19 protein-coding genes are annotated in these 24,488 nt (G+C 60.8%); 16 read left to right on the forward strand and 3 right to left on the reverse strand.

The genetic code is table 11. The features are described from left to right. Positions 1-100: 100 nt before the first annotated feature. The 3 genes from L6D82_RS01300 to aceE form a co-directional block, all read right to left on the reverse strand. Positions 101-1,498, reverse strand: a complete 1,398-nt coding sequence (locus L6D82_RS01300; RefSeq protein WP_236187900.1) for an alkaline phosphatase D family protein — start codon at positions 1,496-1,498, stop codon at positions 101-103. 278 nt (positions 1,499-1,776) lie between these two features. Further along, a complete protein-coding gene (gene aceF, locus L6D82_RS01305; RefSeq protein WP_085746458.1) occupies positions 1,777-3,750 on the reverse strand; it encodes a dihydrolipoyllysine-residue acetyltransferase in 1,974 nt (657 codons plus the stop codon). Positions 3,751-3,761: 11 nt separating this feature from the next. Beyond that, positions 3,762-6,407, reverse strand: coding sequence for a pyruvate dehydrogenase (acetyl-transferring), homodimeric type (gene aceE / locus L6D82_RS01310; RefSeq protein WP_011332129.1), 2,646 nt, complete (start codon positions 6,405-6,407; stop codon positions 3,762-3,764). Between the two features lie 262 nt (positions 6,408-6,669). Between aceE and L6D82_RS28535 the strand changes: the two genes are divergently transcribed. From L6D82_RS28535 to L6D82_RS01385, 16 genes are all read left to right on the forward strand, one after another. Then, a complete protein-coding gene (locus L6D82_RS28535) occupies positions 6,670-6,795 on the forward strand; it encodes a hypothetical protein (RefSeq protein WP_255261909.1) in 126 nt (41 codons plus the stop codon). Continuing rightward, complete coding sequence (gene glnE / locus L6D82_RS01315) at positions 6,792-9,731, forward strand: bifunctional [glutamate--ammonia ligase]-adenylyl-L-tyrosine phosphorylase/[glutamate--ammonia-ligase] adenylyltransferase (RefSeq protein ID WP_085746459.1); 2,940 nt, start codon at positions 6,792-6,794, stop codon at positions 9,729-9,731. The genes L6D82_RS28535 and glnE overlap by 4 nt, the downstream gene beginning before the upstream one ends. Before the next feature lie 51 nt (positions 9,732-9,782). Continuing rightward, a complete protein-coding gene (gene waaF / locus L6D82_RS01320) occupies positions 9,783-10,817 on the forward strand; it encodes a lipopolysaccharide heptosyltransferase II (RefSeq protein ID WP_039766536.1) in 1,035 nt (344 codons plus the stop codon). 1 nt (position 10,818) lies between these two features. Continuing rightward, positions 10,819-11,880: a lipopolysaccharide heptosyltransferase I gene (gene waaC / locus L6D82_RS01325; protein WP_074689605.1), complete on the forward strand. Its 1,062-nt coding sequence runs from the start codon at positions 10,819-10,821 to the stop codon at positions 11,878-11,880. Beyond that, entirely contained in the window at positions 11,880-13,001 is a 1,122-nt protein-coding gene (locus L6D82_RS01330; RefSeq protein WP_236187901.1) for a glycosyltransferase family 4 protein, read from the forward strand. The genes waaC and L6D82_RS01330 overlap by 1 nt, the downstream gene beginning before the upstream one ends. Beyond that, positions 13,002-13,808 carry a lipopolysaccharide core heptose(I) kinase RfaP gene (rfaP, locus tag L6D82_RS01335; RefSeq protein WP_085654401.1) on the forward strand — a complete coding sequence of 269 codons (807 nt, stop codon included), beginning with the start codon at positions 13,002-13,004 and terminating at the stop codon, positions 13,806-13,808. Beyond that, the gene (locus L6D82_RS01340) at positions 13,808-14,542 is read left to right on the forward strand and encodes a lipopolysaccharide kinase InaA family protein (RefSeq protein ID WP_085746463.1); all 735 of its coding nucleotides are present in this window, start codon (positions 13,808-13,810) and stop codon (positions 14,540-14,542) included. The genes rfaP and L6D82_RS01340 overlap by 1 nt, the downstream gene beginning before the upstream one ends. Continuing rightward, positions 14,539-15,291: a lipopolysaccharide kinase InaA family protein gene (locus L6D82_RS01345; protein WP_102686815.1), complete on the forward strand. Its 753-nt coding sequence runs from the start codon at positions 14,539-14,541 to the stop codon at positions 15,289-15,291. Before L6D82_RS01340 ends, L6D82_RS01345 begins: the two co-directional genes overlap by 4 nt. Continuing rightward, entirely contained in the window at positions 15,291-16,742 is a 1,452-nt protein-coding gene (locus L6D82_RS01350) for a lipopolysaccharide kinase InaA family protein (RefSeq protein WP_236187904.1), read from the forward strand. Before L6D82_RS01345 ends, L6D82_RS01350 begins: the two co-directional genes overlap by 1 nt. Before the next feature lie 159 nt (positions 16,743-16,901). Next, complete coding sequence (locus L6D82_RS01355) at positions 16,902-17,237, forward strand: YceK/YidQ family lipoprotein (protein ID WP_085746466.1); 336 nt, start codon at positions 16,902-16,904, stop codon at positions 17,235-17,237. 172 nt (positions 17,238-17,409) lie between these two features. After that, complete coding sequence (locus L6D82_RS01360) at positions 17,410-19,167, forward strand: carbamoyltransferase family protein (RefSeq protein WP_007952261.1); 1,758 nt, start codon at positions 17,410-17,412, stop codon at positions 19,165-19,167. Continuing rightward, complete coding sequence (locus tag L6D82_RS01365) at positions 19,151-20,281, forward strand: glycosyltransferase (protein ID WP_085746467.1); 1,131 nt, start codon at positions 19,151-19,153, stop codon at positions 20,279-20,281. Before L6D82_RS01360 ends, L6D82_RS01365 begins: the two co-directional genes overlap by 17 nt. Then, the gene (locus tag L6D82_RS01370) at positions 20,281-21,177 is read left to right on the forward strand and encodes an antimicrobial resistance protein Mig-14 (protein WP_236187906.1); all 897 of its coding nucleotides are present in this window, start codon (positions 20,281-20,283) and stop codon (positions 21,175-21,177) included. Before L6D82_RS01365 ends, L6D82_RS01370 begins: the two co-directional genes overlap by 1 nt. 8 nt (positions 21,178-21,185) lie before the next feature. After that, positions 21,186-22,586, forward strand: a complete 1,401-nt coding sequence (locus L6D82_RS01375) for a PIG-L family deacetylase (protein ID WP_085746469.1) — start codon at positions 21,186-21,188, stop codon at positions 22,584-22,586. A gap of 84 nt (positions 22,587-22,670) precedes the next feature. Continuing rightward, on the forward strand, positions 22,671-23,627 hold the full coding sequence (locus tag L6D82_RS01380) for a glycosyltransferase family protein (protein ID WP_102686810.1): 957 nt from the start codon (positions 22,671-22,673) through the stop codon (positions 23,625-23,627). A gap of 55 nt (positions 23,628-23,682) precedes the next feature. Next, positions 23,683-24,444: a hypothetical protein gene (locus L6D82_RS01385; RefSeq protein WP_085746471.1), complete on the forward strand. Its 762-nt coding sequence runs from the start codon at positions 23,683-23,685 to the stop codon at positions 24,442-24,444. The last annotated feature ends 44 nt before the right edge of the window (positions 24,445-24,488 follow it).

Consider the following 24,488-nt stretch of genomic DNA (forward strand, 5'->3'; position numbering starts at 1 on the left):
GTGAACATTTCTCCAGCACTTGCCGGAAACTAATGCTATTAAGCGCGGAGATGGCCGTTCCAGAGCCTTCGGCCATCCGGAACGGTCGTGCCGCTGGATTTCATCGCAGCGGAATATCGATGGATTGCAGGTGCCTGCCATCCCGGTCGTGATAGTTGACCTGGATCCGTCCGGCCTCGACCACCAGGTGCGCAAAGTTGTCCTGGCTGATGACTTGGCTGGTCAGTTCGTGCCGGTATTCGCCTGCCTCGGTCTGCGCCAGCGGCTGGTCGAGCATGAAGGTCGCGGCGGTGGCATAGGGCAGCAATTTGCTGTTGCTCAGCGGCGAAGATACGACGGTGTGTACCTCGAAGTCCGGGTCTTCGCTGTGGCTCAGGCGACTGGTCAGCGAGCCATGCACATCGCCGGAAATGAACACGACGTTCCTGAGCCGATGCCGGCGGATGGTTTCCAGCAGGCGCAGGCGCTGTTCGGGGAAGCCTGCCCAGGCATCATCGCCGTTCATTTTGCGGTCGGGGTAGAACATGACACTGGTGACCACGAACTTGACCCTCGCCGGACTCTTCACCAGCCAATTGCACAAGGCTTGTTCCTGTTCTTCATCGAGGATGCGGCGGTTCTCGGCCGACAAGTTGCGGCGAGTTCGACTGTCCGTTACAAACCATTCGATATCGCCGTCGCTGAATTGATACCAGTAGTGTTTCAGTGAAGTACGGTCGATTGTGCCGTTAGTTGTTGCGGAGTAAGCCGGGCTATGACTGACTTGATAGAGTTCGTAAGCCTTCATCGCATTGCTGAACAGTATTTCATCGGACTCGTTGGCGTTCATTGGCCAGTTATCTTCTATTTCATGATCATCTAGAATCATGTAAGTCGAAGTCTCCGACATCAGTCGTCGAATATTGGGCAGGGAAAACGCCGTACGATACTTTGCGATGAACTCTTCATAGTCGCGATCCGGTGCGAACAGGTTCAAATCATCAGCGTAGATTTGATCGCCACACATCATGATGGCGCTGATCGCCGGTTGTGCGCCTTCGATCAATTGACTGATCGACGCGAAAATCCGGTCGCCCAGATGCGGAAGAACCGGGATGCCGGCGGTCATGCGCAAGTAGCGGCAGGAACCGAGGATATAAGCGCGCGGCTGCAAGGGCTGATGGCTGCGGGTGCGCAGGCGATACGTTTCCCGTGGCCATTGCAGCGGTAACTCCGCCACGCTATCCACACTGTGAACGGGACTCATCGGGCTGAACCAGCCGGTCTGGTATTCGTAGTCGGTGTCGGCCTGCAAATGATCGAGCACCAGCACTTCAGTCATGTCGCGGGTTGAATCCAGTTTTACAAACTGGCCCGTCTGCCATTGTTTCGAATCCAATATCCGATAGCGAATACCGGCAAATACGGCAGCGTTATGCTGCAGTCCGCCGCGAATAAAGATCCGCACCTGATTAGTTGTCGTGTAGCCAATGATCGGGCCGACAGTAGGTTTCAGCATGTTCGAGTCCATTCGAATAAATGTTGGTGATTGATAAAGTTACCCGGCTGGTTGGTGCAACTTTGATGCGCCAAGGTTAGTTGCCTGTTGCTGAAAAATATCGACAGGAAGTGGACTCGAGTCGTGGCTTATATCAGCGCAAGTTGTGGGAAAAGTTCGGGCGACAGTTATTTCAGGCAAAAAAAAGCCCCGCCAAACTGACGGGGTTGAGGTACGAGCGTGTGGCGCTCGAAAACGTGGAGCACGATCGGCCCTCCGTTGCCGGAGGGCCGAGCGCTTTACAGCAGGATGGTGCGGATGTCCGCCAGCAGGTCGCTCAGACGCTTGGTGAAGCGTGCAGCAGCGGCGCCGTTGATCACACGGTGATCGTAGGACAGCGACAGTGGCAGCATCAGTTTCGGCTGGAAGGCTTTGCCGTCCCAGACTGGCTGGATGGTTGCCTTGGAAACACCGAGGATCGCCACTTCCGGCGCGTTGACGATTGGCGTGAAGCCGGTGCCGCCAATGTGGCCGAGACTGGAAATGGTGAAGCAGGCGCCTTGCATCTCGTCCGACGAGAGCTTCTTGGTCCGGGCTTTTTCAGCCAGGGAAGCGGCCTCGGCGGCCAGTTGCAGCAGGCTCTTCTGGTCGACGTTCTTGATGACCGGTACGAGCAGGCCATCCGGGGTGTCGACGGCGAAGCCGATGTTCACGTATTTCTTGCGGATGATCGCCTTGCCGCTTGGTGCCAGCGAGCTGTTGAAGTCCGGCAGTTCCTTGAGCAGGTGCGCGCAGGACTTGAGCAGCAGCGGCAGGATGGTCAGCTTGACGCCGGCCTTCTCTGCGACAGCTTTCTGTGCGGTGCGGAACGCTTCCAGCTCGGTGATATCCGCCGAGTCGAATTGCGTTACGTGCGGCACGTTCAGCCAGCTGCGGTGCAGGTTGGCAGCACCGACCTGCATCAGGCGGGTCATCGGCACTTCTTCGATTTCGCCGAAACGGCTGAAGTCGACGACCGGAATCGGCGGGATGCCCGCGCCACCGGTTGCGCCAGCGGCAGCGGCCGGTGCTTCCTTGGCCTTCTGCATCATGGCTTTGACGTAAACCTGCACGTCTTCTTTCAGGATGCGACCGTGCGGACCGCTGGCGCCGACAGCGCTCAGCTCGACGCCGAATTCGCGAGCCAGTTGACGCACGGCAGGGCCGGCGTGAACTTTGGCGCCTGGCTTGGCTGGAGCAGCAACCGGAGCGGCAGCAGCAGGTGCAGCGGCAGCCGGAGCAGCAGCAGCGGCCGGCGCCGGAGCGCTCGGAGCAGCAGCGGCAGCTGGAGCCGGGGCAGGAGCAGGAGCAGGAGCAGCGCCTTTGACTTTCAGCTTGAGGATCAGGTCGCCGGTGCCGACTTCATCGTCCAGCTTGATGGAAACGCTTTCCACCACGCCAGCGGCAGGCGACGGGATTTCCATGCTCGCCTTGTCGGATTCCAGGGTGATCAGCGACTGGTCGGCTTCAACGCTGTCGCCAGCCTTGACCAGCACTTCGATGATCTTGGCCTTGCCGGCCGAACCGATGTCCGGAACGTGGATGTCCTGAACGCTGTCGGCAACCGGTGCAGCTGGCGCGGCGGCCGGTGCTGGTGCAGCCGCAGCGGCCGGAGCAGCAGCCTGGGCCGGAGCGGCAGCAGCAGGGGCCGCAGCACCCGCCACTTCCAGATCCAGGATCAGGTCGCCGGTGCCGACTTCGTCGTTCAACTTGACGCTGATGGCCTTGACCACGCCAGCGGCAGGCGACGGGATTTCCATGCTCGCCTTGTCGGATTCCAGGGTGATCAGCGACTGATCAGCCTCGACGGTGTCGCCGACCTTGACCTGGATCTCGATGATCTGGGCCTTGCCCGACGAACCGATGTCCGGCACGTGCACTTGCTGAACCGAAGCGGCAGCAGGGGCAGCAGCTGGAGCAGCCGGTGCAGGAGCGGCTGCCGGTGCAGCTTCAGCCTTGGCGGCAGGCGCAGCAGCCGGAGCAGGGGCCGCAGCTGCGGCACCCTCGACTTCCAGTTCCAGCAGTTCGTCGCCTTCTTTCAGGCGATCGCCCAGCTTCACTTTCAGGCTCTTGATGACGCCGGCTTTCGGGGCCGGCACTTCCATGCTGGCCTTGTCCGATTCCAGGGTCAGGATGCTCTGGTCGGCTTCGATACGGTCGCCGACCTTCACAAACAGTTCGATTACTTCACCTTCACCGCTGCCGATGTCAGGTACGCGAATGAGTTCGCTCACAGAGTTTCTCCTCAGCAGTCCAGTGGGTTGCGTTTTTCCGGGTCGATGCCGAACTTGGTAATGGCCTCGGCCACGACTTTAGGTTCGATATCACCACGGTCAGCCAGTGCTTCCAGGGCTGCCAACACCACGAAATGACGGTCGACTTCGAAGAAATGACGCAGTTTCTTGCGGCTGTCGCTGCGGCCGAAACCGTCGGTGCCCAGGACTTTGAATTCCTTGGACGGTACCCACTGACGGATCTGCTCGGCGAACAGTTTCATGTAGTCGGTAGACGCGATGACCGGACCCTTACGGCCGCTCAGGCATTCTTCGACGTAGCTGCGCTTAGGCTTCTGGCCAGGTTTCAGACGGTTGCTGCGCTCTACGGCCAGGCCGTCGCGACGCAGTTCGTTGAAGCTGGTGACGCTCCACACATCGGCGCCGATGTTGAACTCTTCACGCAGGATCTTCGCCGCTTCACGGACTTCACGCAGGATGGTGCCGGAGCCCATCAGCTGTACGTGGTGCGCCGCGTCGCGGGTGTCTTCTTCGAGCAGGTACATGCCTTTCTTGATGCCTTCTTCGGCACCGGCCGGCATGGCTGGCTGCTGGTAGGACTCGTTCATCACGGTGATGTAATAGAAGATGTCCTGTTGCTCTTCGGTCATCTTCTTCATGCCGTCCTGAATGATCACCGCCAGCTCGTAGCCGTAGGTCGGATCGTAGGTGCGGCAGTTCGGGATGGTGGCAGCCAGCAGGTGGCTGTGACCGTCTTCGTGCTGCAGGCCTTCACCGTTCAGGGTGGTACGGCCGGCGGTGCCGCCGATCAGGAAGCCACGGGTACGGCTGTCGCCAGCGGCCCATGCCAGATCGCCGATACGCTGGAAGCCGAACATCGAGTAGAAGATGTAGAACGGCAGCATTGGCTGGTTGTGGCTGGAGTACGAAGTACCGGCCGCGATGAAGGAGCTCATGGCGCCTGCTTCGTTGATGCCTTCTTCAAGGATCTGACCTTTCTGGTCTTCCTTGTAGAACATCACCTGGTCTTTATCGACTGGCTCGTAGAGCTGGCCGACGGACGAGTAGATGCCCAGCTGACGGAACATGCCTTCCATACCGAAGGTACGGGCTTCGTCCGGGATGATCGGAACGATGCGCGGGCCGATTTCCTTGTCCTTGACCAGTTGCGCGAGGATCCGCACGAACGCCATGGTGGTGGAAATTTCACGGTCGCCGGAACCGTCGAGGATCGCCTTGAGGGTGTCCAGATCCGGAGTCGGTACGCTGAAGCTCTGTGCACGACGCTGAGGCACGAAACCGCCCAGTGCGGCACGACGCTCGGCCAGGTAACGGGCTTCGGCGCTGTTTGGCTCCGGCTTGAAGAACGGCAGGTTTTCCAGCTCTTCGTCTTTCACCGGGATATCGAAGCGGTCGCGGAACAGCTTCAGGCTGTCGACGTCGACTTTCTTGGTGTTGTGCGCGGTGTTCTTCGCTTCGCCCGCACCGGTGCCGTAACCCTTGATGGTCTTGGCCAGGATGACGGTCGGTTGTTCTTTGTGGTTGACCGCTTCGTGGTACGCCGCGTAGACCTTGTACGGGTCGTGGCCGCCACGGTTGAGTTTCCAGATCTCGTCGTCGGACAGATCAGCAACCATCGCCTTGAGTTCTGGCGTGTTGAAGAAGTGTTCACGAACGAACGCGCCGTCTTTGGCTTTGTAGTTCTGGTACTCGCCGTCGATGACTTCGTCCATACGACGTTGCAGGATGCCGTCGACGTCTTTGGCCAGCAGTGGGTCCCAGAAACGGCCCCAGATGACTTTGGTCACGTTCCACTGAGCACCGCGGAACACGCCTTCGAGTTCCTGGATGATCTTGCCGTTGCCGCGAACCGGGCCGTCGAGGCGCTGCAGGTTGCAGTTGATGACGAAGATCAGGTTGTCCAGCTTCTCGCGGCCGGCCAGGGAAATGGCGCCCAGGGATTCCGGTTCGTCGCACTCGCCGTCGCCCAGGAAGCACCAGACTTTCTGTTTGCCCGGCTGGATGAAACCGCGGTGTTCCAGGTACTTCATGAAGCGAGCCTGGTAGATCGCCTGGATCGGGCCCAGACCCATCGAAACGGTCGGGAACTGCCAGAAGTCAGGCATCAGCCAAGGGTGCGGGTAGGACGACAGGCCCTGACCGTCGACTTCCTGGCGGAAGTTGTTCATCTGGTCTTCGGTGATGCGGCCTTCCATGAATGCACGGGCGTAAACGCCTGGCGAGGTGTGGCCCTGGAAGTAGATCAGGTCGCCGCCGTGTTCGTCGGTCGGGGCCTGGAAGAAGTAGTTGAAGCCGATGTCGTACAGGGTCGCACTGGAAGCGAAGCTGGAGATGTGACCACCCAGGTCAGAATCTTTCAGGTTCGTACGCATTACCATGGCCATCGCGTTCCAGCGTACCAGCGAGCGAATGCGGCGTTCCATGAACAGGTCGCCAGGCATGCGTGCTTCGTGGGTAACGGGGATCGTGTTGCGGTAAGGCGTGGTGATGGCGTAAGGGAGCTGCGAACCGCTGCGGGTCGCCAGTTCACCCATACGGGTCATCAGATAGTGAGCACGGTCTTCGCCTTCTTTGTCGAGAACCGATTCCAGGGCGTCCAGCCATTCCTGGGTTTCGACGGGATCGAGGTCTTGCATGGCTTGCTCCAGGGCGGAAAGGCTTCCAGAATCGGTTGCCTGAGTTTGCGACTGGCCTTGTGGGCAGACGATTTAAAATTCTTGGATTGCCGACAGGTTGTTCCGGCGGCGTGTAGTTTTACTACAAATCATCCGGCATTTCAGCCTTTCGAATGTATAGACGAGTAGTAAAACTACAGATGAAAGGCTTGTGGCCTCCGACTGCGTTGTGAGAATAATCGTTAAGGTTGGTCTTTAGCCATCCGAAAAAGGTGAAAGTTTGATGCTGGCTGCCAAAGAAAAAGAAATTTCAGCTATTTCTCACTTTTGTTCGACAGTCCTTCGCGTAGCGGTTTTTCAATCATCACTACAAGCGGCCATTTACACGCCGATCAAGGATAGACCATGACCCTGCCCGCGCTTGCCGAACTGCCCGCCATTCTCCTGCCGTTGGTCAGCCGATCGGAGCAGTCGTTCCGTGCGGCCGTCGCCGGACTTGAAGATGATCTTGGCTTCTCCACCTGGACGCCGGAACGCTGGGCGCAGTTCGCCCGCGTCAGCGCCGCCAGCGATTTCGTCATTGAACAGAGCGTTCGTGACCCTTTGATGTTGTTGTCGCTGGTGCAGTCCGGTGAGCTGGACCGGCCGTTCGCCAAAGGTGAGTTGTGCGCGCAGATCGCCGCCGCCGTCAGCCTCGCCCAGACCGAAGATGAACTGGGCCGAGCCCTGCGTCGCCAGCGCACCCGGCATCAGGTGCGGATCATCTGGCGCGACCTCAACCGCCAGGCCGATCTGGTGCAGACCTGCCGCGATCTCTCGGACATGGCCGACGCCAGCATCGATCAGGCCTATCAATGGTTGTACCGCCGCCATTGCGACCAGTTCGGCACACCGACCGGCCGGCGCAGCGGCGAACCGCAGCAGATGGTCATCCTCGGCATGGGCAAGCTCGGCGCGGTCGAGCTGAACCTGTCTTCGGACATCGACCTGATCTTCGCTTACCCCGAGGGCGGCGAAACCGTCGGCGTGAAGCGCCCGCTGGACAACCAGGAATTTTTCATCCGCCTCGGCCAGCGTCTGATCAAGGCACTCGACCCGATCACCGTCGACGGTTTTGTATTCCGCGTCGACATGCGCCTGCGCCCGTACGGCTCGTCCGGCGCGCTGGTGCTGAGCTTCAATGCGCTGGAGCAGTATTACCAGGATCAGGGCCGCGACTGGGAACGCTACGCGATGATCAAGTCGCGAGTGGTGGCCGGCGATCAGGTGGCGGGCGAGCAGTTGCAGGAAATGCTGCGGCCGTTCGTTTACCGGCGCTATCTGGACTTCTCGGCGATCGAAGCGCTGCGCACCATGAAGCAGTTGATCCAGCAGGAAGTGCGGCGCAAAGGCATGGCCGACAACATCAAGCTCGGCTCGGGCGGTATCCGCGAAGTCGAGTTCATCGCCCAGGCCTTTCAACTGATTCACGGCGGTCGCGACCTGAGTCTGCAACAGCGCCCTCTATTAAAGGTGTTGAGCACGCTTGAAGGGCAGGGCTATCTGCCGCCAGCGGTGATCAGCGAACTGCGCGAAGGTTACGAATTCCTGCGTTACACCGAACACGCGATCCAGGCGATTGCTGACCGTCAGACCCAGATGCTGCCGGACAGCGCTCAGGATCAGGCGCGAATCGCGTTCATGCTCGGTTTCGCCGACTGGGAAGCGTTCCACGAGAAGCTGATGTTCTGGCGCGGCCGGGTGGCTTGGCACTTTGCGCAAGTGATCGCCGATCCGGATGAGGACGAAGGCGTCGAGAGCGAAGTGGTGGTCGGCGGTGAATGGCTGCCGCTGTGGGAGGAGGCTCAAGACGAAGAAGCGGCCTGTCGCCAGCTGGAGGAGGGCGGTTTCGCCGACGCGACCAAGGCCCTGAAGGCACTGGCGAGCCTGCGCGCCAGTCCGCAGTTGCGGGCGATGCAGCGTCTGGGGCGCGAGCGTCTCGATGCCTTTATTCCGCGCCTGCTCGCCCAGGCGGTGGAGCATGAAAATCCCGATCTGGTGCTCGAGCGGGTGTTGCCGCTGGTCGAAGCGGTAGCCCGGCGCTCGGCTTATTTGGTGCTGCTGACGGAAAACCCCGGCGCGCTGCGGCGTTTGCTGACGCTGTGCGCCGCCAGTCCGTGGATCGCCGAGCAGATCACCCGCTTCCCGTTGCTGCTTGATGAATTGCTCAACGAAGGCCGGCTGTTCAAGCCGCCGCTGGCACCGGAACTGGCCGCCGAGTTGCGCGAGCGCCTGACGCGGATCCCGGAAGACGACCTCGAACAACAGATGGAAGCGCTGCGTCATTTCAAACTGGCGCACCGCTTGCGCGTCGCCGCCTCGGAAATCGCCGGCAGCCTGCCGTTGATGAAAGTCAGCGATTACCTGACCTGGCTGGCCGAAGCGATTCTTGAGCAAGTGCTGGCCCTGGCCTGGCGCCAGACCGTGGCCAAATACGGCACGCCGCTGCGCACCGACGGCACGCTGTGCGATCCCGGCTTCATCATTGTCGGTTACGGGAAAGTCGGCGGGATCGAGTTGGGGCATGGTTCGGATCTGGACCTGGTGTTCATCCACGATGGCGATCAGCAGGCCGAAACCGATGGCCCGAAACCCATCGATGGCACGCAGTTCTTCACCCGGCTCGGCCAGCGGATCATTCACTTGCTGACGGCACAGACCAACTCCGGTCAGCTGTACGAAGTGGACATGCGCCTGCGTCCTTCCGGAGCATCCGGGCTGCTGGTCAGTTCGCTCGGCGCGTTTGCGCGCTATCAGGAAAATGAAGCCTGGACCTGGGAACATCAGGCGCTGGTGCGGGCGCGGGTGCTGGTGGGCAGCAAGGATGTCGGCCAGGCGTTCGAGAACGTCCGGGCCCAAGTGCTGGGCAAAGTGCGGGATCTGGCGAAACTGCAACAGGAAGTGAGCGAGATGCGCGCCAAAATGCGCGACAACCTCGGCAGCAAGAGCACTGCCGCCGGTACCGGGGCGAATGCCTTCGAGGCCACGGCGCCGTTCGACCTCAAGCAGGACGCCGGAGGTATCGTCGATATTGAATTTATGGTGCAATACGCGGCTCTGGCGTGGTCGCAAACCCACCCGCCGTTGCTGCGCTGGACGGACAATATCCGCATTCTGGAAGAGCTGGAGCACGAAGGGCTGATGCCGGCCGAAGACGCCAGCCTGTTGCGCGAGGCCTACAAGGCCTATCGTTCCGCCGCCCACCGGCAGGCCTTGCAGAAGGACGCCGGGGTGATACCGGGCGATCAGTTCGCAGACGAACGGCGGCAGGTGATGCGGATCTGGCGTGAGCTGGGGCTAAGCTGATTCTCGAGACGGGGAGGCGTAAAGCCTCCCCGGTTCGTTTATGGAAACCACATGAATATTCTGATCGTTGGGCCCAGTTGGGTCGGTGACATGGTGATGGCGCAGACACTGTTTCAGTGTCTCAAGCAGCGCCACCCGCAGTGCGAAATCGACGTGCTGGCCCCCGAGTGGAGCCGGCCGATCCTCGAACGCATGCCCGAAGTGCGCAAGGCCTTGAGCTTCCCGCTCGGCCACGGCGCGCTGGAGCTGGCGACCCGTCGGCGGATCGGCAAATCCCTGGCCGGCCAGTACGACCAGGCGATCCTGTTGCCGAACTCGCTGAAGTCGGCGCTGGTGCCGTTCTTCGCCGGCATCCCGAAACGCACCGGCTGGCGCGGCGAATTCCGCTACGGCCTGCTCAATGACGTGCGCACGCTGGATAAAGAACGTTATCCGCTGATGATCGAGCGTTTCATGGCGCTGGCCTACGAGCCGAACGCCGAGTTGCCGAAACCTTATCCGCGCCCGAGCCTGCAGATCGATCCGGTGACACGCGAGGCCGCATTGGCCAAGTTCGGTCTGACCCTCGATCGCCCGGTGCTGGTGCTGTGCCCCGGCGCCGAATTCGGTGAGGCCAAACGCTGGCCGTCGGAGCATTACGCCAAGGTTGCCGAGGCGCGCATCCGCGAAGGCTGGCAGGTCTGGCTGTTCGGTTCGAAGAACGATCACGCGGTGGGTGAAGACATTCGCGCGCGGCTGATTCCGGGCCTGCGCGAAGAGTCCGTGAACCTCAGCGGCGGCACTTCGCTGGCCGAGGCCATCGACCTGATGTCCTGCGCCGACTCGGTGGTCTCCAACGATTCCGGCCTGATGCACGTGGCCGCCGCGCTGAATCGTCCGTTGGTGGCGGTCTACGGTTCGACCTCGCCGGGTTTCACCCCGCCGCTGGCCGAGCACGTGGAAATCGTCCGTCTGGGCCTCGATTGCAGTCCTTGCTTCGACCGCACCTGCCGTTTCGGCCATTACAACTGCCTGCGCCAGCTGATGCCGGACGCGGTCAACGATGCCTTGCAGCGTTTGCAGGGCTCTGTGGTCGAGGTTCATTAACTTGCGGGTATTGCTGATCAAGACTTCATCGCTGGGCGACGTGATTCACGCGTTGCCGGCGCTGACCGACGCCGCCCGGGCGATTCCCGGGATCAAGTTCGACTGGGTGGTGGAAGAAGGCTTCGCCGAGATTCCGACCTGGCACCCGGCCGTAGGCAAAGTGATTCCGGTGGCGATCCGCCGCTGGCGCAAGAACATCTGGAAAACCATCACCAGCGGCGAGTGGAAACGCTTCAAGCAATCCGTTCGGGCGAACAAATATGACCTGGTGATCGACGCTCAAGGCCTGCTGAAAAGCGCCTGGCTGACCCGCTACGTCAAAGCGCCGGTGGCCGGTCTCGACAAGGGCTCGGCCCGCGAGCCGATTGCCGCGCGCTTTTATGACCGCAAACTGGCGGTGGCCCGTGGGCAGCACGCCGTCGAGCGCGTGCGCCAGTTGTTCGCCATTGCTTTGGGTTACGACTTGCCCAAAGGCCTGGGCGATTATGGCCTCAACGTCGAGCGTCTGGTCGAACTGCCGCGCAAGAATGCTTACGTGGTGTTCCTCCACGGCACCACCTGGGACACCAAGCACTGGCCGGAAGCCTACTGGCGCGAGCTGACCGAACGTGTCGGCTACCTCGGCGTCGGGATCAAGCTGCCGTGGGGCAACCCGCTGGAGAAAGCCCGGGCCGAGCGCATCGCCGCCGGTTTCAAACACGCCGAAGTTTTGCCGAAGCTGAACCTGGCCGGGGTCGGCAAGGTGCTGGCCGGCGCCCAGGCCTGCGTCGCGGTGGACACCGGTCTCGGCCATCTGGCTGCGGCACTGGATGTGCCGACGATTTCCCTGTTCGGCCCGACCAATCCGGGCCTGACCGGCGCCTACGGCAAGCTGCAGATTCACCTCGGCAGCGATTTCCCGTGCGCGCCGTGCCTGCAAAAGAAATGTACCTATCAACCGACCGCGCAGGATGCCCGTCAGTTTGACCTGAAACGCGAGTGGCCCCTGTGCTTCACGCGTCTGAATCCCGAGCGTGTTGCCAGCCGACTGAGCACGTTGTTGATGGCTGAGGAGCTGCGCTGATGCAATTGGCTTTTGTCCTTTACAAATATTTCCCGTTCGGCGGTTTGCAGCGCGACTTCATGCGCATCGCCCTCGAATGCCAGAAGCGCGGGCACCAGATCCGCGTCTACACCCTGATCTGGGAAGGCGACGTGCCGCCCGGTTTCGAAGTGCTGGTGGCGCCGGTCAAGGCGTTCTTCAATCACCGGCGCAACGAAAAGCTCAGCGCGTGGATGGAAGCGGACCTGGCCAAGCGCCCGGTGGATCGCCTGATCGGCTTCAACAAGATGCCGGGGCTGGACGTCTACTACGCCGCCGACGGCTGCTTCGAAGACAAGGCGCAGAACCTGCGCAATTCGCTGTACCGCCGCTGGGGCCGCTACCGCCACTTCGCCGAGTACGAGCGTGCGGTGTTCGCCAAAGACGCGAAGACCGAAGTGCTGATGATTTCCGAAGTGCAGCAGCCGCTGTTCATCAAACATTACGACACGCCGTTGGAACGCTTCCACTTGCTGCCGCCGGGCATCGCCCAGGATCGTCGCCGCCCTGCGGATGCCGACCAGATTCGCGCCGGTTTCCGCGCCGAATTCAACCTCAAGGACGACGAACTGCTGCTGGTGCAGATCGGTTCCGGGTTCAAGACCAAGGGTGTCGATCGCAGCCTGAAAGCGCTGGCCGCATTGCCCGCCGAGCTGAAGAAACGCACCCGGCTGTTTGTAATCGGCCAGGATGACCCCAAATTGTTCCAGATGCAGAGTGCGACGCTGGGCCTGGGCGACAACGTGACGTTCCTCAAGGGGCGTAGCGATATCCCGCGTTTCCTGCTCGGCGCCGATCTGTTGATCCACCCGGCGTACAACGAAAACACCGGCACGGTGCTGCTTGAGGCGCTGGTCGCCGGGTTGCCGGTGCTGGTCAGCGCGGTCTGCGGTTACGCCCATTACATCGCCGAGGCGGACGCCGGGCGAGTGCTGGACGAACCGTTCGATCAGGCGCAACTGGCGCAATACCTGACTGACATGTTGAACGACGACGCTGCACGGGCGGCCTGGAGCCGCAACGGTCTGGCCTTCGCCGAGACGGCCGACCTCTACAGCATGCCGCAGCACGCGGCCGATGTGATTCTGGCGGAGCACGCTTAAATGAAGTTGATGCTGGCTGAACCGTTCAAGAGCCTGTGGGCCGGACGCGATCCGTTCGCCGAGGTCGAGGGCTTGCAGGGCGAGGTGTACCGCGAGCTGGAAGCCCGCCGGACGTTACGTACGGAAGTCGACGGCAATGGCTTTTTCGTCAAGATCCACCGGGGCATCGGTTGGGGCGAGATCTTCAAGAACCTGCTGACCGCCAAGCTGCCGGTGCTCGGCGCGGGTCAGGAATGGAAAGCCATCCAGCGCTTGCAGGAAGTCGGCGTGCCGACCATGACCGCCGTTGCGTACGGCGAGAAGGGCAGCAACCCGGCGGATCAGCATTCGTTCATCGTCACCGAAGAGCTGGCACCGACCATCAGTCTGGAAGACTTCAGCATCGACTGGGTCAAGCAACCGCCGCAGCCAAGACTCAAGCGGGCGCTGATCGCCGAGGTCGCGCGCATGACCGGCATGATGCACCGCGCCGGGGTCAATCACCGCGACTGCTACATCTGCCATTTCCTGCTGCACACCGACAAACCGGTCACTCCCGAAGATTTCAAACTTTCGGTGATCGACCTGCACCGTGCCCAGACTCGCCCGGCGATCACCCAGCGCTGGCGCAACAAGGATCTGGCGGCGCTGTACTTTTCCGCGCTGGATATCGGCCTGACCCGCCGCGACAAGCTGCGTTTCCTCAAAGGCTACTTCCAGCAACCGCTGCGCCAGATCCTGGCCGAAGAAGCGCCGTTGCTGAGCTGGCTTGAAGGCAAGGCCAACAAGCTCTACGCGCGCAAGCAGCGTTACGGGGATGCGCTCTGATGGCGGGTTGGAATCTGGAGCCTGAGTACAGTGAACTTGCGCAGCATTTCGGTAGCCTCGAAGCGGTATTTGCCCTTCAGGGCGAGCGCCTGACTCGCGATCCATTGTCCGAAGTCATTCGCGTGCAGCTCAATGGCGTCAACTATTACGTCAAGCGCTACAGCGGTGCCGGCAAGGGTCTGCGGCGTTATCTGGGCAAGCCCCGGGTGAAGATGGAATGGCAGAACCTCAAGCGCTTTGCCAAGTGGGGCATTCCCACCGCCGAAGTGGTGGCGTGGGGCCTGGAGCGCAACGGCATGGCCTACGATCGCGGGGCGATGATCACCCGTGAGCTACCGCGCACCGAAGACCTGTCGGCACTGGCCGAACGCAACGATCCCAAGCTCAAGGATCGCGCCTGGGTCGACGGCGTCAGCCGGCAACTGGCTGGTTACACCCGGGTCATGCACGACCATCGCTTCACTCATAACGATCTGAAGTGGCGCAACCTGCTGATCGACGATCAGGCGCAGCTGTTTCTGATCGATTGCCCGAACGGCGATTTCTGGCGCGGCTTCTGGCTCAAGTACCGGATCACCAAGGATCTGGCCTGTCTCGACAAGGTGGCCAAGTATCACCTGTCGAACACCCAGCGCCTGCGCTTTTACCTGCAATATCGCCGACGTGAACGGCTCAATGCCGCCGACAAGCAACGGATTCGCCACGTGGTGAGATTTTTCGAGGGACGCGAATGACTGATTTTCTGGCCGCTGAAGATCGTGCGCTGCTGGAGCGCCACGGTCTCGGCACGTTCGATGCGCTGTGGTCCAAGCAACTCGACGCCGTGGATGAACCCAACACCGATGGCGGCGGCTGGAGCAGCGTGTTTCGTCTGGAGCTGGAAGGGCATGGCTATTACCTCAAGCGCCAGTGCAATTACCTGACTCGCACCTTGCACGCGCCATTCGGCGAGCCGACCTTCGCCCGGGAATTTCGCAATATCAGTCGTTACAACAAGCTGGGCATTCCGGCGTTGCAGGCGGCGTTCTTCGGTGAGCGCAAGGTCAACGGTGAAGTCCGTGCGATCCTGCTGACCCGCGCGCTGGAGGGCTGGGACGATCTCGATTCGCTGTTGCAGCGCTGGTCGGATCTCGATGCCGCGCAGCAGTCGGCGATTCTCAAGGCTTGCGGCCTGTTGGCGCGTCATCTGCACGGTATGCGTCAGGTGCACGGCTGCTTTTATCCAAAACACATTTTCCTGCGCGCCGAGAGCGATGGCTATCAGGCGCAGTTGATCGACCTGGAAAAGACCCGCCCGTTGCTGTTCGGCATGCGTGACCGGGTCAAGGATCTGGAACCGCTGCTGCGCCGTGCGCCGGAGTGGAGCGAGGCGCAATTGCGTGAGCTGCTGGCGGCGTATCTCGATCAATCGACGGACAGTTCGCTGGTCGACAGCTGGATCACGCGGCTGACCGCGCGGCGCAGTCGCAAGGAGACCCGCTGATGCAGTTGTCCGACTTGAAAAATGCCGGGCGCACGCCGAGTCTGCCGTTGACGGTTTCGCTCGCGGATGCGGCGGGCGTTGCCGATTTGCAGTTGCTCAGTCTGCTGCGGGTGTTGCCGGGGCAGCGTTACGTCGGTGCCGGTGTGTGGCGCGGGCGTCCGGTGCTGGCCAAATTGCTGGTCGGCAACAAGGCTGCGCGGCATTTTCAGCGTGAACTGGAAGGTGTGAAACTGCTCGCCGCCCAGGGCATGACCACGCCGTTGTTGCTGGCCGACGGCCTGAAGGACGGCGAGGGTGGCTGGCTGCTGTTCGAGCTCCTCGAAGGCGCCGAAAGCCTCGGCGATGCCTGGAACAAGGTCGAATCCTTGCCGGTGCTGGCCGACGAACAATCGGCGGTGCTGGCCGAAGCGCTTGGCGCCATCGGTCAATTGCACGGCAAAGGCCTGTGGCAGGAAGACCTGCACCTGGACAACCTGCTGCGCCACGGCGGTCAGCTGTATCTGATCGATGGCGCAGGTATCTGTGCGGAAAACGCCGGCCAGCCTTTGTCCCGGCAGAAAGTGTTGGAAAACCTCGGAGTGTTCTTCGCCCAGTTGCCCAAGTCGCTCGAGCCGTTCACTGAAGAACTGCTGGTGTATTACCTGCTGAGCAACAGCGAACACGCGCTGCCGCTGGAAGCCTTGCAAAAGCAGATCGACAAGGTGCGCGCCTGGCGCTTGAAGGATTACCTGATCAAGGCCGGTCGTGAGTGCACGCTGTTCAGCGTCAAGCGCGGCGCGTTCGGTCTGCGCTCGATTCGTCGTGAGGAAGAGCCCGCGATGTTGCCGGTGCTGGAGCAGGCCGATGCCTTGCTCGATCAGGGCCATCTGTACAAGACCGGCGGCGCGGCCAGTGTCGGCAAGGTCGAGGTTGCCGGGCGTGCGCTGGTGATCAAGCGTTACAACATCAAGAATTTTGCCCATTGGCTCAAGCGCTTCTGGCGTCCAAGCCGCGCCTGGCATTCCTGGCGCGAAGGCAATCGTCTGGCCTTCCTCGGCATCGCCACGCCAAAACCGTTGGCGGTGCTGGAAACCCGTTTTCTCTGGCTGCGCAGCAAGGCCTATCTGATCACCGAACATCTGGCCGGGCCGGACATCATCGAGCGCTTTGCGCCGTACGTTGAAAACGGTGCGGCGCCGGAAAGCGAGTTGCAGGCGCTGGATCAGCTGTTTGCGCGGTTGATCGCCGAACGCATCAGCCATGGCGACTTCAAGGGGCATAACCTGTTCTGGCAGGAAGATCGCTGGGCGCTGATAGATCTGGATTCGATGTGTCAGCACGGCTCGTTGGGCAGCTTCGCTCCGGCCTATGCCCGGGATCGTGCGCGCTTCATGCGCAACTGGCCTGAGAGCAGCGCGCTGTATCAGGTGATTGATCAGCGGTTGCCCAAAGATGTAGCGGGCACCGCGTGATTGTTTTCGCCAGCGCGTAAGACATTTCTGCAGTTGGATCCGGGTGAGGCATGTGGCGACAAATCCTTGTGACTTGTCCTACGGCCTTCCCGGAACCCATGAACTGCCCCTCGCAAAACCCCGATGCTAGTTTGCCCCGACGTTCCCGGAGGGCAAATCTTGAGCATCAAAAACGCTATCACTATCGGCGCATTTTCCCTGGCACTGTCCGGCTGCGGCACCGCCGTTACGGTGCTGCAGGACGATGAAGACGCCACGCGCGGCCTGCGTAAACAGAAGACCTACTGTCAGTCGATTCCGCGTATCTACAGCGGACTCGCCCACGATTTCTGCCTGCTGCACGCGCCGCCCGATCCTACCGGCATTCTGGTGCCGGTTGTCCTGCTCGATCTGACCCTGTCCGGTGTGTTCGATACGGCTTTTCTGCCGTACACGATCTATCGCCAGACGGTGGACGGGAATATCAGTGTTTATTGGCGACCAGGCCGTGGATAGGCCGATGGACAAGGGTTCAGTAGGTTGAACGACATGGGGCAATTCGCACAGGGTCATTCCCGCCACGTTTACGCTATAATCCCGCCCTTTAGCTGTCTCTCGCCCGGTGCGAGGGCACATCATTTTTCAAGGCGCATCGCGCCTGAATGCAGACTAAAGAGGCTAGACCCCTGTGGCATTGACGATTCTTGGCCTGTCCGGCGCCCTTAGCCATGATCCTTCCGCAGCCTTGTACATCGACGGCAAGCTGGTCGCGGCGGCTGAGGAAGAGCGCTTCGTACGCGATAAACATGCAAAGAACCGCATGCCCTACGAATCGGCGAAGTTCTGCCTGGAGCAGGCAGGCATCAAGCCTTCCGACGTTGACGTGGTCGCGATTCCGTTCGCCCCGATCAGCATTTTCGGCAAGGCTCGCTGGCAGTACGCCAAGCGTTACTGGTACGCCCCGGACCGCGCACTCGACGCGATCCTGATGGGCAACCGTCGCTACAAGCGCTATCGCAACAAGATTGTCTGGTGCCTGGAGCAACTGGGCTTCGATCCGAAGAAAATCAAGATCGAACCGGTTGAACACCACCTGGCCCACGCTTCCAGCGCCTATCACTGCTCGGGTTTCAAAGAGAAAACCGCGATCCTCGGCATCGACGGCAAGGGCGAGTACGCCACGACCTTCTTCGGTTACGGCGAAAACGGCAAGATCCACAAGATCAAGGAATTCTTCGATCCGGACTCCCTCGGCGGCCTGTACGGTGCGATCACCGAGTTCCTCGGTTTCGACATGCTGGACGGCGAGTTCAAGGTCATGGGCATGGCGCCGTACGGCGACGCCAGCAAATACGATTTCTCGCGCCTGGCTTCGTTCGAGAACGGCGAGCTGGTGATCAACACCGACTACGCCAACGTGATCGGCTTGCGTCGCTATAAAGAGAAGGGCAAGGGTTACTACTTCTCGCCGAAGCTGATCGAGTGGCTGGGTCCGAAGCGCGAAGGCGACATCGCCGACGAGCCGTACATCCACTACGCCGCCAGCATCCAGGCACTGTTCGAAAAAATCGCGCTGCAGATGATCGACTACTACCTGGGCGACGTGCTCAAGGAAACCGGCAAGCTGGCCTACGCCGGCGGCTGTGCGTTGAACGTCAAGCTCAACCAGAAAATCATCGCCCGCGACGACGTCAAGGAACTGTTCGTACAGCCTGCCTCCGGCGATGCCGGCACTGCAGTCGGCGCAGCGGCCTATGTGTCCAACGCCCGTGGCGTGCCGGTCGAGAAGATGGAACACGTCTACCTCGGCCCGTCGTACAGCAATGAAGACGTGATCGCCGCGTGCGCCCGTCACGAGAACAAGCCGACCTGGCGCAAGCTCGACAACATGCCGGAGCAGATCGCCAAAATCATGGTCGATGGCAACCCGGTGGCCTGGTTCCAGGGCCGCATGGAGTTCGGTCCGCGCGCACTGGGTGGTCGTTCGATCATCGGTTGCCCGAGCGTGGCTGGCGTGGCTGACCGCATCAACCACCAGATCAAGTTCCGCGAGCGCTGGAGGCCTTTCTGCCCGTCGATGCTCGACACCGTTGCGCCACAGATGATCAAGATCGATCACCCGGCGCCGTTCATGACCTTCACCTTCGAAGTGGCTGAAGAGTGGAAAACCCGCGTGCCGGAAGTCGTCCACGAAGACGGTACTTCCCGGGCCCAGGTGCTCAAGCGCGAATACAACCCGCGCTACTACGACATGATGAAGGCGCTGGAAGTGCTGACCGGCAACGGCGTTTCCCTGAACACTTCGCTCAACCGCCGTGGTGAACCGATGATCTGCTCGCCGACCGACGCCCTGAACATGTTCTTCGGCTCGGATCTGCAATACCTGATCATGGAAGACATCCTGGTGGTCAAAGAAGGCGCAAACGCTTATGACACGCTCGGCTGAACGCCATGTGCTGCAGTTCTGTCACGGCTATGACGGGCCGTTCCTCGACTGCGCACGGCAATACGCCAGCCTGTTTGCGGGCACCGGTTATCGGGTCACCACGGTCTTTCTGACCGGGGCCGCCGATAGCGAGGTGGCCGCAGCCTGCGCCTCCGATGAAGTGTTGTTCATGGAATACAGCTCCAAGGCCATTCGTGGCCTGAAGCTGGGCGCCATCGGCGATCTGCGCAAGATCGCCGCTTCACGCAATTTCAGTTTCTGCATCGCCCATCGCTTCAAGCCGATCTACATCGCCTTGCTCGGCACTTCGCTGCCGGTGATTGGCGTGCATCACGCGTTTGGCGATTACAAACGCGGCTCGCGCAAACTTTTTGCGCAGATTTTCCGCAAGCGTTTGAGCCTGCTCGGCGTGTCCGATGCAGTGCGCGACGACATGCGCCGTTGCCTGCCGAAATGGCCGGCGGCGCGCATCCAGACCCTCTACAACCGCATCGATGTCTCGGCGTTGCAGATGAGTCAGGTGTCGGCCCGTGAAGCCCGCGAGACCCTCGGTCTGTCAGCGGATGCGTTCATTGTCGGCAACGTCGGTCGTCTGCACCCGGACAAGGATCAGGCCACGCTGCTGCACGGTTTTGCTGCGGCATTGCCCGGTCTGCCGGCCAACAGCCAACTGGTGATTCTCGGCAAAGGGCGTCTGGAACAAGACCTCAAGGAACTGGCCCGTGAACTGGGCATCGGTGATCGCGTGTTGTTCCTCGGCCAGGTGCCGGACGCGCGCAATTATTTCCGCGCATTCGATGTGTTTGCCTTGAGCTCCGACCACGAACCGTTTGGCATGGTGCTGCTGGAGGCCATGGCCGCCGGCGTGCCGTTGCTGGCCACGGCGTGTGGCGGGGCGAAGGAAGTGGTCGAAGGCGTGGGCATTCTGTTCCCGCTGGGTGACGCCGAGCATCTGGCCCAGGGTCTGAAACATCTGGCCGGCATGGACGAGCAGCAGCGTCGTCAATGCGCCGAAATGATGGTCGATCGTCTGCGCGAGCGCTTCTCCGACCGAGCTGTACGCGACACCTTCTGGCATTTGCCGCAAGTTACCGATCTGGCACCGAGGGGCTGATGCTCAACCGATTTCAAGGCTGGCGCGAACGTGGCTGGTCGCCCGTTGACGCCTCAACTTATGCACAGGCCTGGCAGCGTTTCGGCGGCAGCGTCGCGACTCATCCCATGGTGGTCGAGCGTCTGGCGGATCTGGCCGGCATCCCGGTGCGTTATCTGGCCTGGGAGCAGCGGGGCGACGTCAAAGCCGCGATCCCGACCTGGGGCCGCGACTTGGCCTTGTCCAAGGACGTGCTCAAGCGCAGCGGCAAGAAAGGCTTGTTCGACCTCGGCAACGCCGAGCTGATCCTGCCGGCCGCCGTCGATGCCCAGGCCCCGCTGCGCCATCGCGGACGCTACTTGTCGGCGCTCAACGAAAACCGCTTCAGCGGCCTCAAGTTGCAGACCGAACAACTGGCCATGGCCCGTACCCCCGAAGAACTGTCGAAGAAGTTTCGCTACAACCAGCGCCGTGAACTGCGCCTGCTGGAAGAGGCGGGCGGTGTGGTGCGGCCGGTCAGCGACTTCTCGAGTGCGGAACTGGCAGCAATCTACTGCGACTTGTTTCAGCGTCGCTGGGGTTTTCCGGCCACTGGCGCGGCACGCATGGCCGAAGTCATCGAATTGCTGCGCGAATTGTTGATCGGCTCGGTGATCTTCCTCAACGACGCGCCGATTGCCATTCAACTGGTGTATCGCGTTGAAGCCCCGGAGTGGATCAGCGTCGAATACATCAACGGCGGCGTCGACCCTGAAACCCGCGAATTCAGCCCTGGCAGCGTCCTGAGTTTCCTCAATACGCAAAGTGCCTGGGAGCATGCGCGGGCACTGGACAAGCCGCTGCGCTTTTCCTTCGGTCGTGCCGACCGTGAATACAAGGATCGCTGGTGCAATCCTGTGCCGGTCTTCACCGTATGAGTCAGCCCATGAGCCGCAAACAGCAATTGCTCAAGCGCCACCGGCGCAATAAACGCATCGGCCTGTTGATCGCACTGGTCGTGTTGATCGCTCTCGGTGTGCTGGTGGCCTGGTGGTTGCCGCTGGTGCTGGCAGTGGTTGGCTGGATCGCTCACGAAGCGTGGTTCGCCGATCACCTGTTCTATTCGCCGAAAGACGATTACCAATACAGCTTTCCGCCGTTTACCCCGCAGCCAAAAGTGCATTTGAACGGCGAGCAATTGCGCCTCGACGAAGGCGTGATGCTGATGGACGACGCTACGCTGATCCTCGCGGTGAATGTCAAAAGCAGCTTTCTGGGACGCTTCTTCGATCCTCGGGTCGAGTTGGCCGGGGGCACCCATCCCGATGCGCAGACGTTCGAACGTGGCGTCAACGGTCTGCGTTATCTGAACCTCAGCGGGCAGGCGCAGGCCTTGTCGCAAGGCCAGTTGCGTCTGCGCGGGCGCTTTTGCCGGGTCTCCGGCGAGCCGGTGCTGTGGGCACTGGAGCAGCCGGACTACCGCCAGCAGCGGGTGATGGTCATCGCCCCTCACGCCGACGATGCGGAACTCGCCGCCTACGGTCTGTACAGCCAGGCCAGTGAAGCCTGGATCGTGACGCTGACCGCCGGCGAGATCGAAGCCGAACATTATCAACAGATGGGCCTGAACAAGGTCGAGGCGGCGCGGCTAAAGGGGCGCCTGCGTGCCTGGGACAGTCTTGCCGTACCGCGCTGGGCCGGCGTACCGCAGGAGCACTGCGTGCAGCTCGGGTATTTCTGCCTGCAACTGGCGGCGATGCAGGCTGCGCCGAATCAGCCGGTGGGTTCGCGGGAAGCTGATTTGAGTGATACACGGATGTTTCGTCAGCTGAATCCGTTTGCCTTGCCCGGTGATGCCGATGGCGCGCCGACCTGGAACAATCTGCTGGCCGACCTGCGTGACGTGCTGTCCCGCGCGCGCCCGGATGTGATCGTGCTGCCGCATCCGACGCTCGATCCGCATCCCGATCACATCTGCGCCCAGGAAGCCGTGCTGGAAGTCTTGCGTGGTCTTGACTGGCAACCGGTCCTGCTCGGCTACGCCAACCACCTGCACGATAACGATCGCTGGCCGATGGGTGATAGCGGGCAAGGTATCGCCCTGCCGCCGACATTCGACTCGTCGCAACCGATGCAGCCATTGTGCGTGCCGTTGACGCTCTCGCAGCAACGTGACAAAGCCATGGCCTTGGGCATGATGCACGACCTGCAACCACCGGCTCCGTTCAAGCGTCGCCTGCGGCGCGGCCTGCAGCGCCTGCTTGCGGGGCGTGCGGGCTCGCCCTACGGTGAAAACGAATTTTTCCGCAAGGCTGTACGACGCCATGAACTGTTCTGGCGTTTATAGATGGTACGGGCCTGAAGTACGTCCGCTTTCGAGCGGAAAGACCTTCAGGCGTTGCTCTGTTTGCCTGTCGCGGCAAGGAAGACGATGAAAGTTTTATTTCTGGTGCAGAAAGATCAGCGGGCGATTCTGGATCGCTTGTACGAAGGTGTTGCGGCACATTGCGAGTGCGATCTGCGGTGGCTGAGCAGCGATGAACAGCGCAATCTGCGTCGCTATTTCCGGCGCGAAGTCGACGTTACGCAATATGACCGCATCGTGTTTTTCCTTCGTTTCAAGCAGGAAATCCGTCAGGTCGGATTTATCCGCACGATCCCCAATCTCGTGATTCTGGAACACGATGCCTACCAGAATTACATTCCGTGCAAATACACCGGTAAGTTCAGCGCGCATTACCGCCGCTTGCCGTGGGCACGAGTGATCAGCTCCGGCTTCGTGGTCACCGAGCGCCTTCGTCAGGAGGGCTTCGACGCCGTCTTCGTGCCCAAGGGCTACGACCAGTCACAACTTGAAGATCAGGGGCGCGAGCGGGATATCGAGCTGGCTTTCGTGGGTAGCACCAACAGTGTTGCCTACAGCGGTCGCAAAGCCTTGCTCGACGAGTTGGGGCGCGTCGAGCCTCTGGTGGTTACCCGCACGAAGTCCGGAGAGGAATACCGCGACACGCTCAACCGAATCCGCTTTTTTGTCAGCGCCGACGTTGGCATGGGCGAATTCATGATCAAGAATTTCGAAGCGATGGCCTGCGGTTGTGTATTGCTGGCGTTTGATCAGGGGGCAGAGGAAAGTCAGGCCCTGGGGTTGAAGGACATGCACAACGTGGTGTTCTACAAGGACATCGCACAGCTTCAGGAGAAGCTGGCCGTATTGCGCAGCGATCCGGAACTGGCGCCGCGAATTGCGCGCAACGGTCGCGAGCTCGCGGTCAGTCAGTTCAGCTTTGCACGAATCGGCCAACGTATCGTCGAGGAACTTAAGCCAGAACTGCGGGCTCGTGCGCCGCTGAGCCTTCTGGAAAAGGTGCGTCTGAAGCTGGGCATTTGACAAGCACTACCCGGCAATCGATATTGCTGGCGACTTTTACCTAATTGAGATTCCGGTGCAATTTACTCAAGAAAGTGACATCACCCTGGTGGTCACCAGCTGTGGTCGAATGGATCTGCTCAAGATAACGCTTGAGAGCTTCGACCGGTTCAATACCGCTCCCATCCGTGAAGTGTTCATCACGGAGGATGCGGGGGATGAAGGTGTGCACGCTGTGATTCCTGCTCATTGGAAGGAGCATTGCACCGTATTCATCAATCGCCCGAAGCTGGGGCAGCTGGCATCAATCGACTTGGCTTACGCACATGTCACCACACCCTATGTCTTCCATTGCGAAGACGACTGGGAATTCTATCGCCCGGGATTTGTGGAAGACTCCAGGACCATTCTCGACCTGCGCCCGGAAATTCTGCAGGTCTGGCTGCGTAGCTATAATCATGACTTGCGGGTGCATAGTCCTTACATTCGGCTGGAGACGCGGGAGATCGTCGGCGGGGTAGCTTGTTACCCGTTGGTGTCCGACAAGCCTGAGTGGCAGGGCTTTTCGCTGAATCCTGGCTTGCGCCGGATGAAGGAATACCGCTTGTGCGCACCTTTTGCCGGATTCAGTGGGGAGAAGGCGCTGTCCATTCGCTACGCAGACTTGAATCTGACGGCCATGACGCTGGAAGCGGACGCCGTCATGCACACGGGTTTCGGTCTGCATGTGCAAACGGCTGTCGAGCGTCAGCGCAAGGCGCGCCGCAGTCGTCGCGAACAGATAAAGTTCGTATTGTCTTTGCTGTTGGGAGTCTGTATTGGCTGGTTCATCAATTAAATGCACCGCAGCTTTTTTCCAGAAACCCAGGTATTGGCTTCGTT

The organism is Pseudomonas paraglycinae (genome assembly GCF_021601625.1).
GTDB lineage: Bacteria > Pseudomonadota > Gammaproteobacteria > Pseudomonadales > Pseudomonadaceae > Aquipseudomonas > Aquipseudomonas paraglycinae.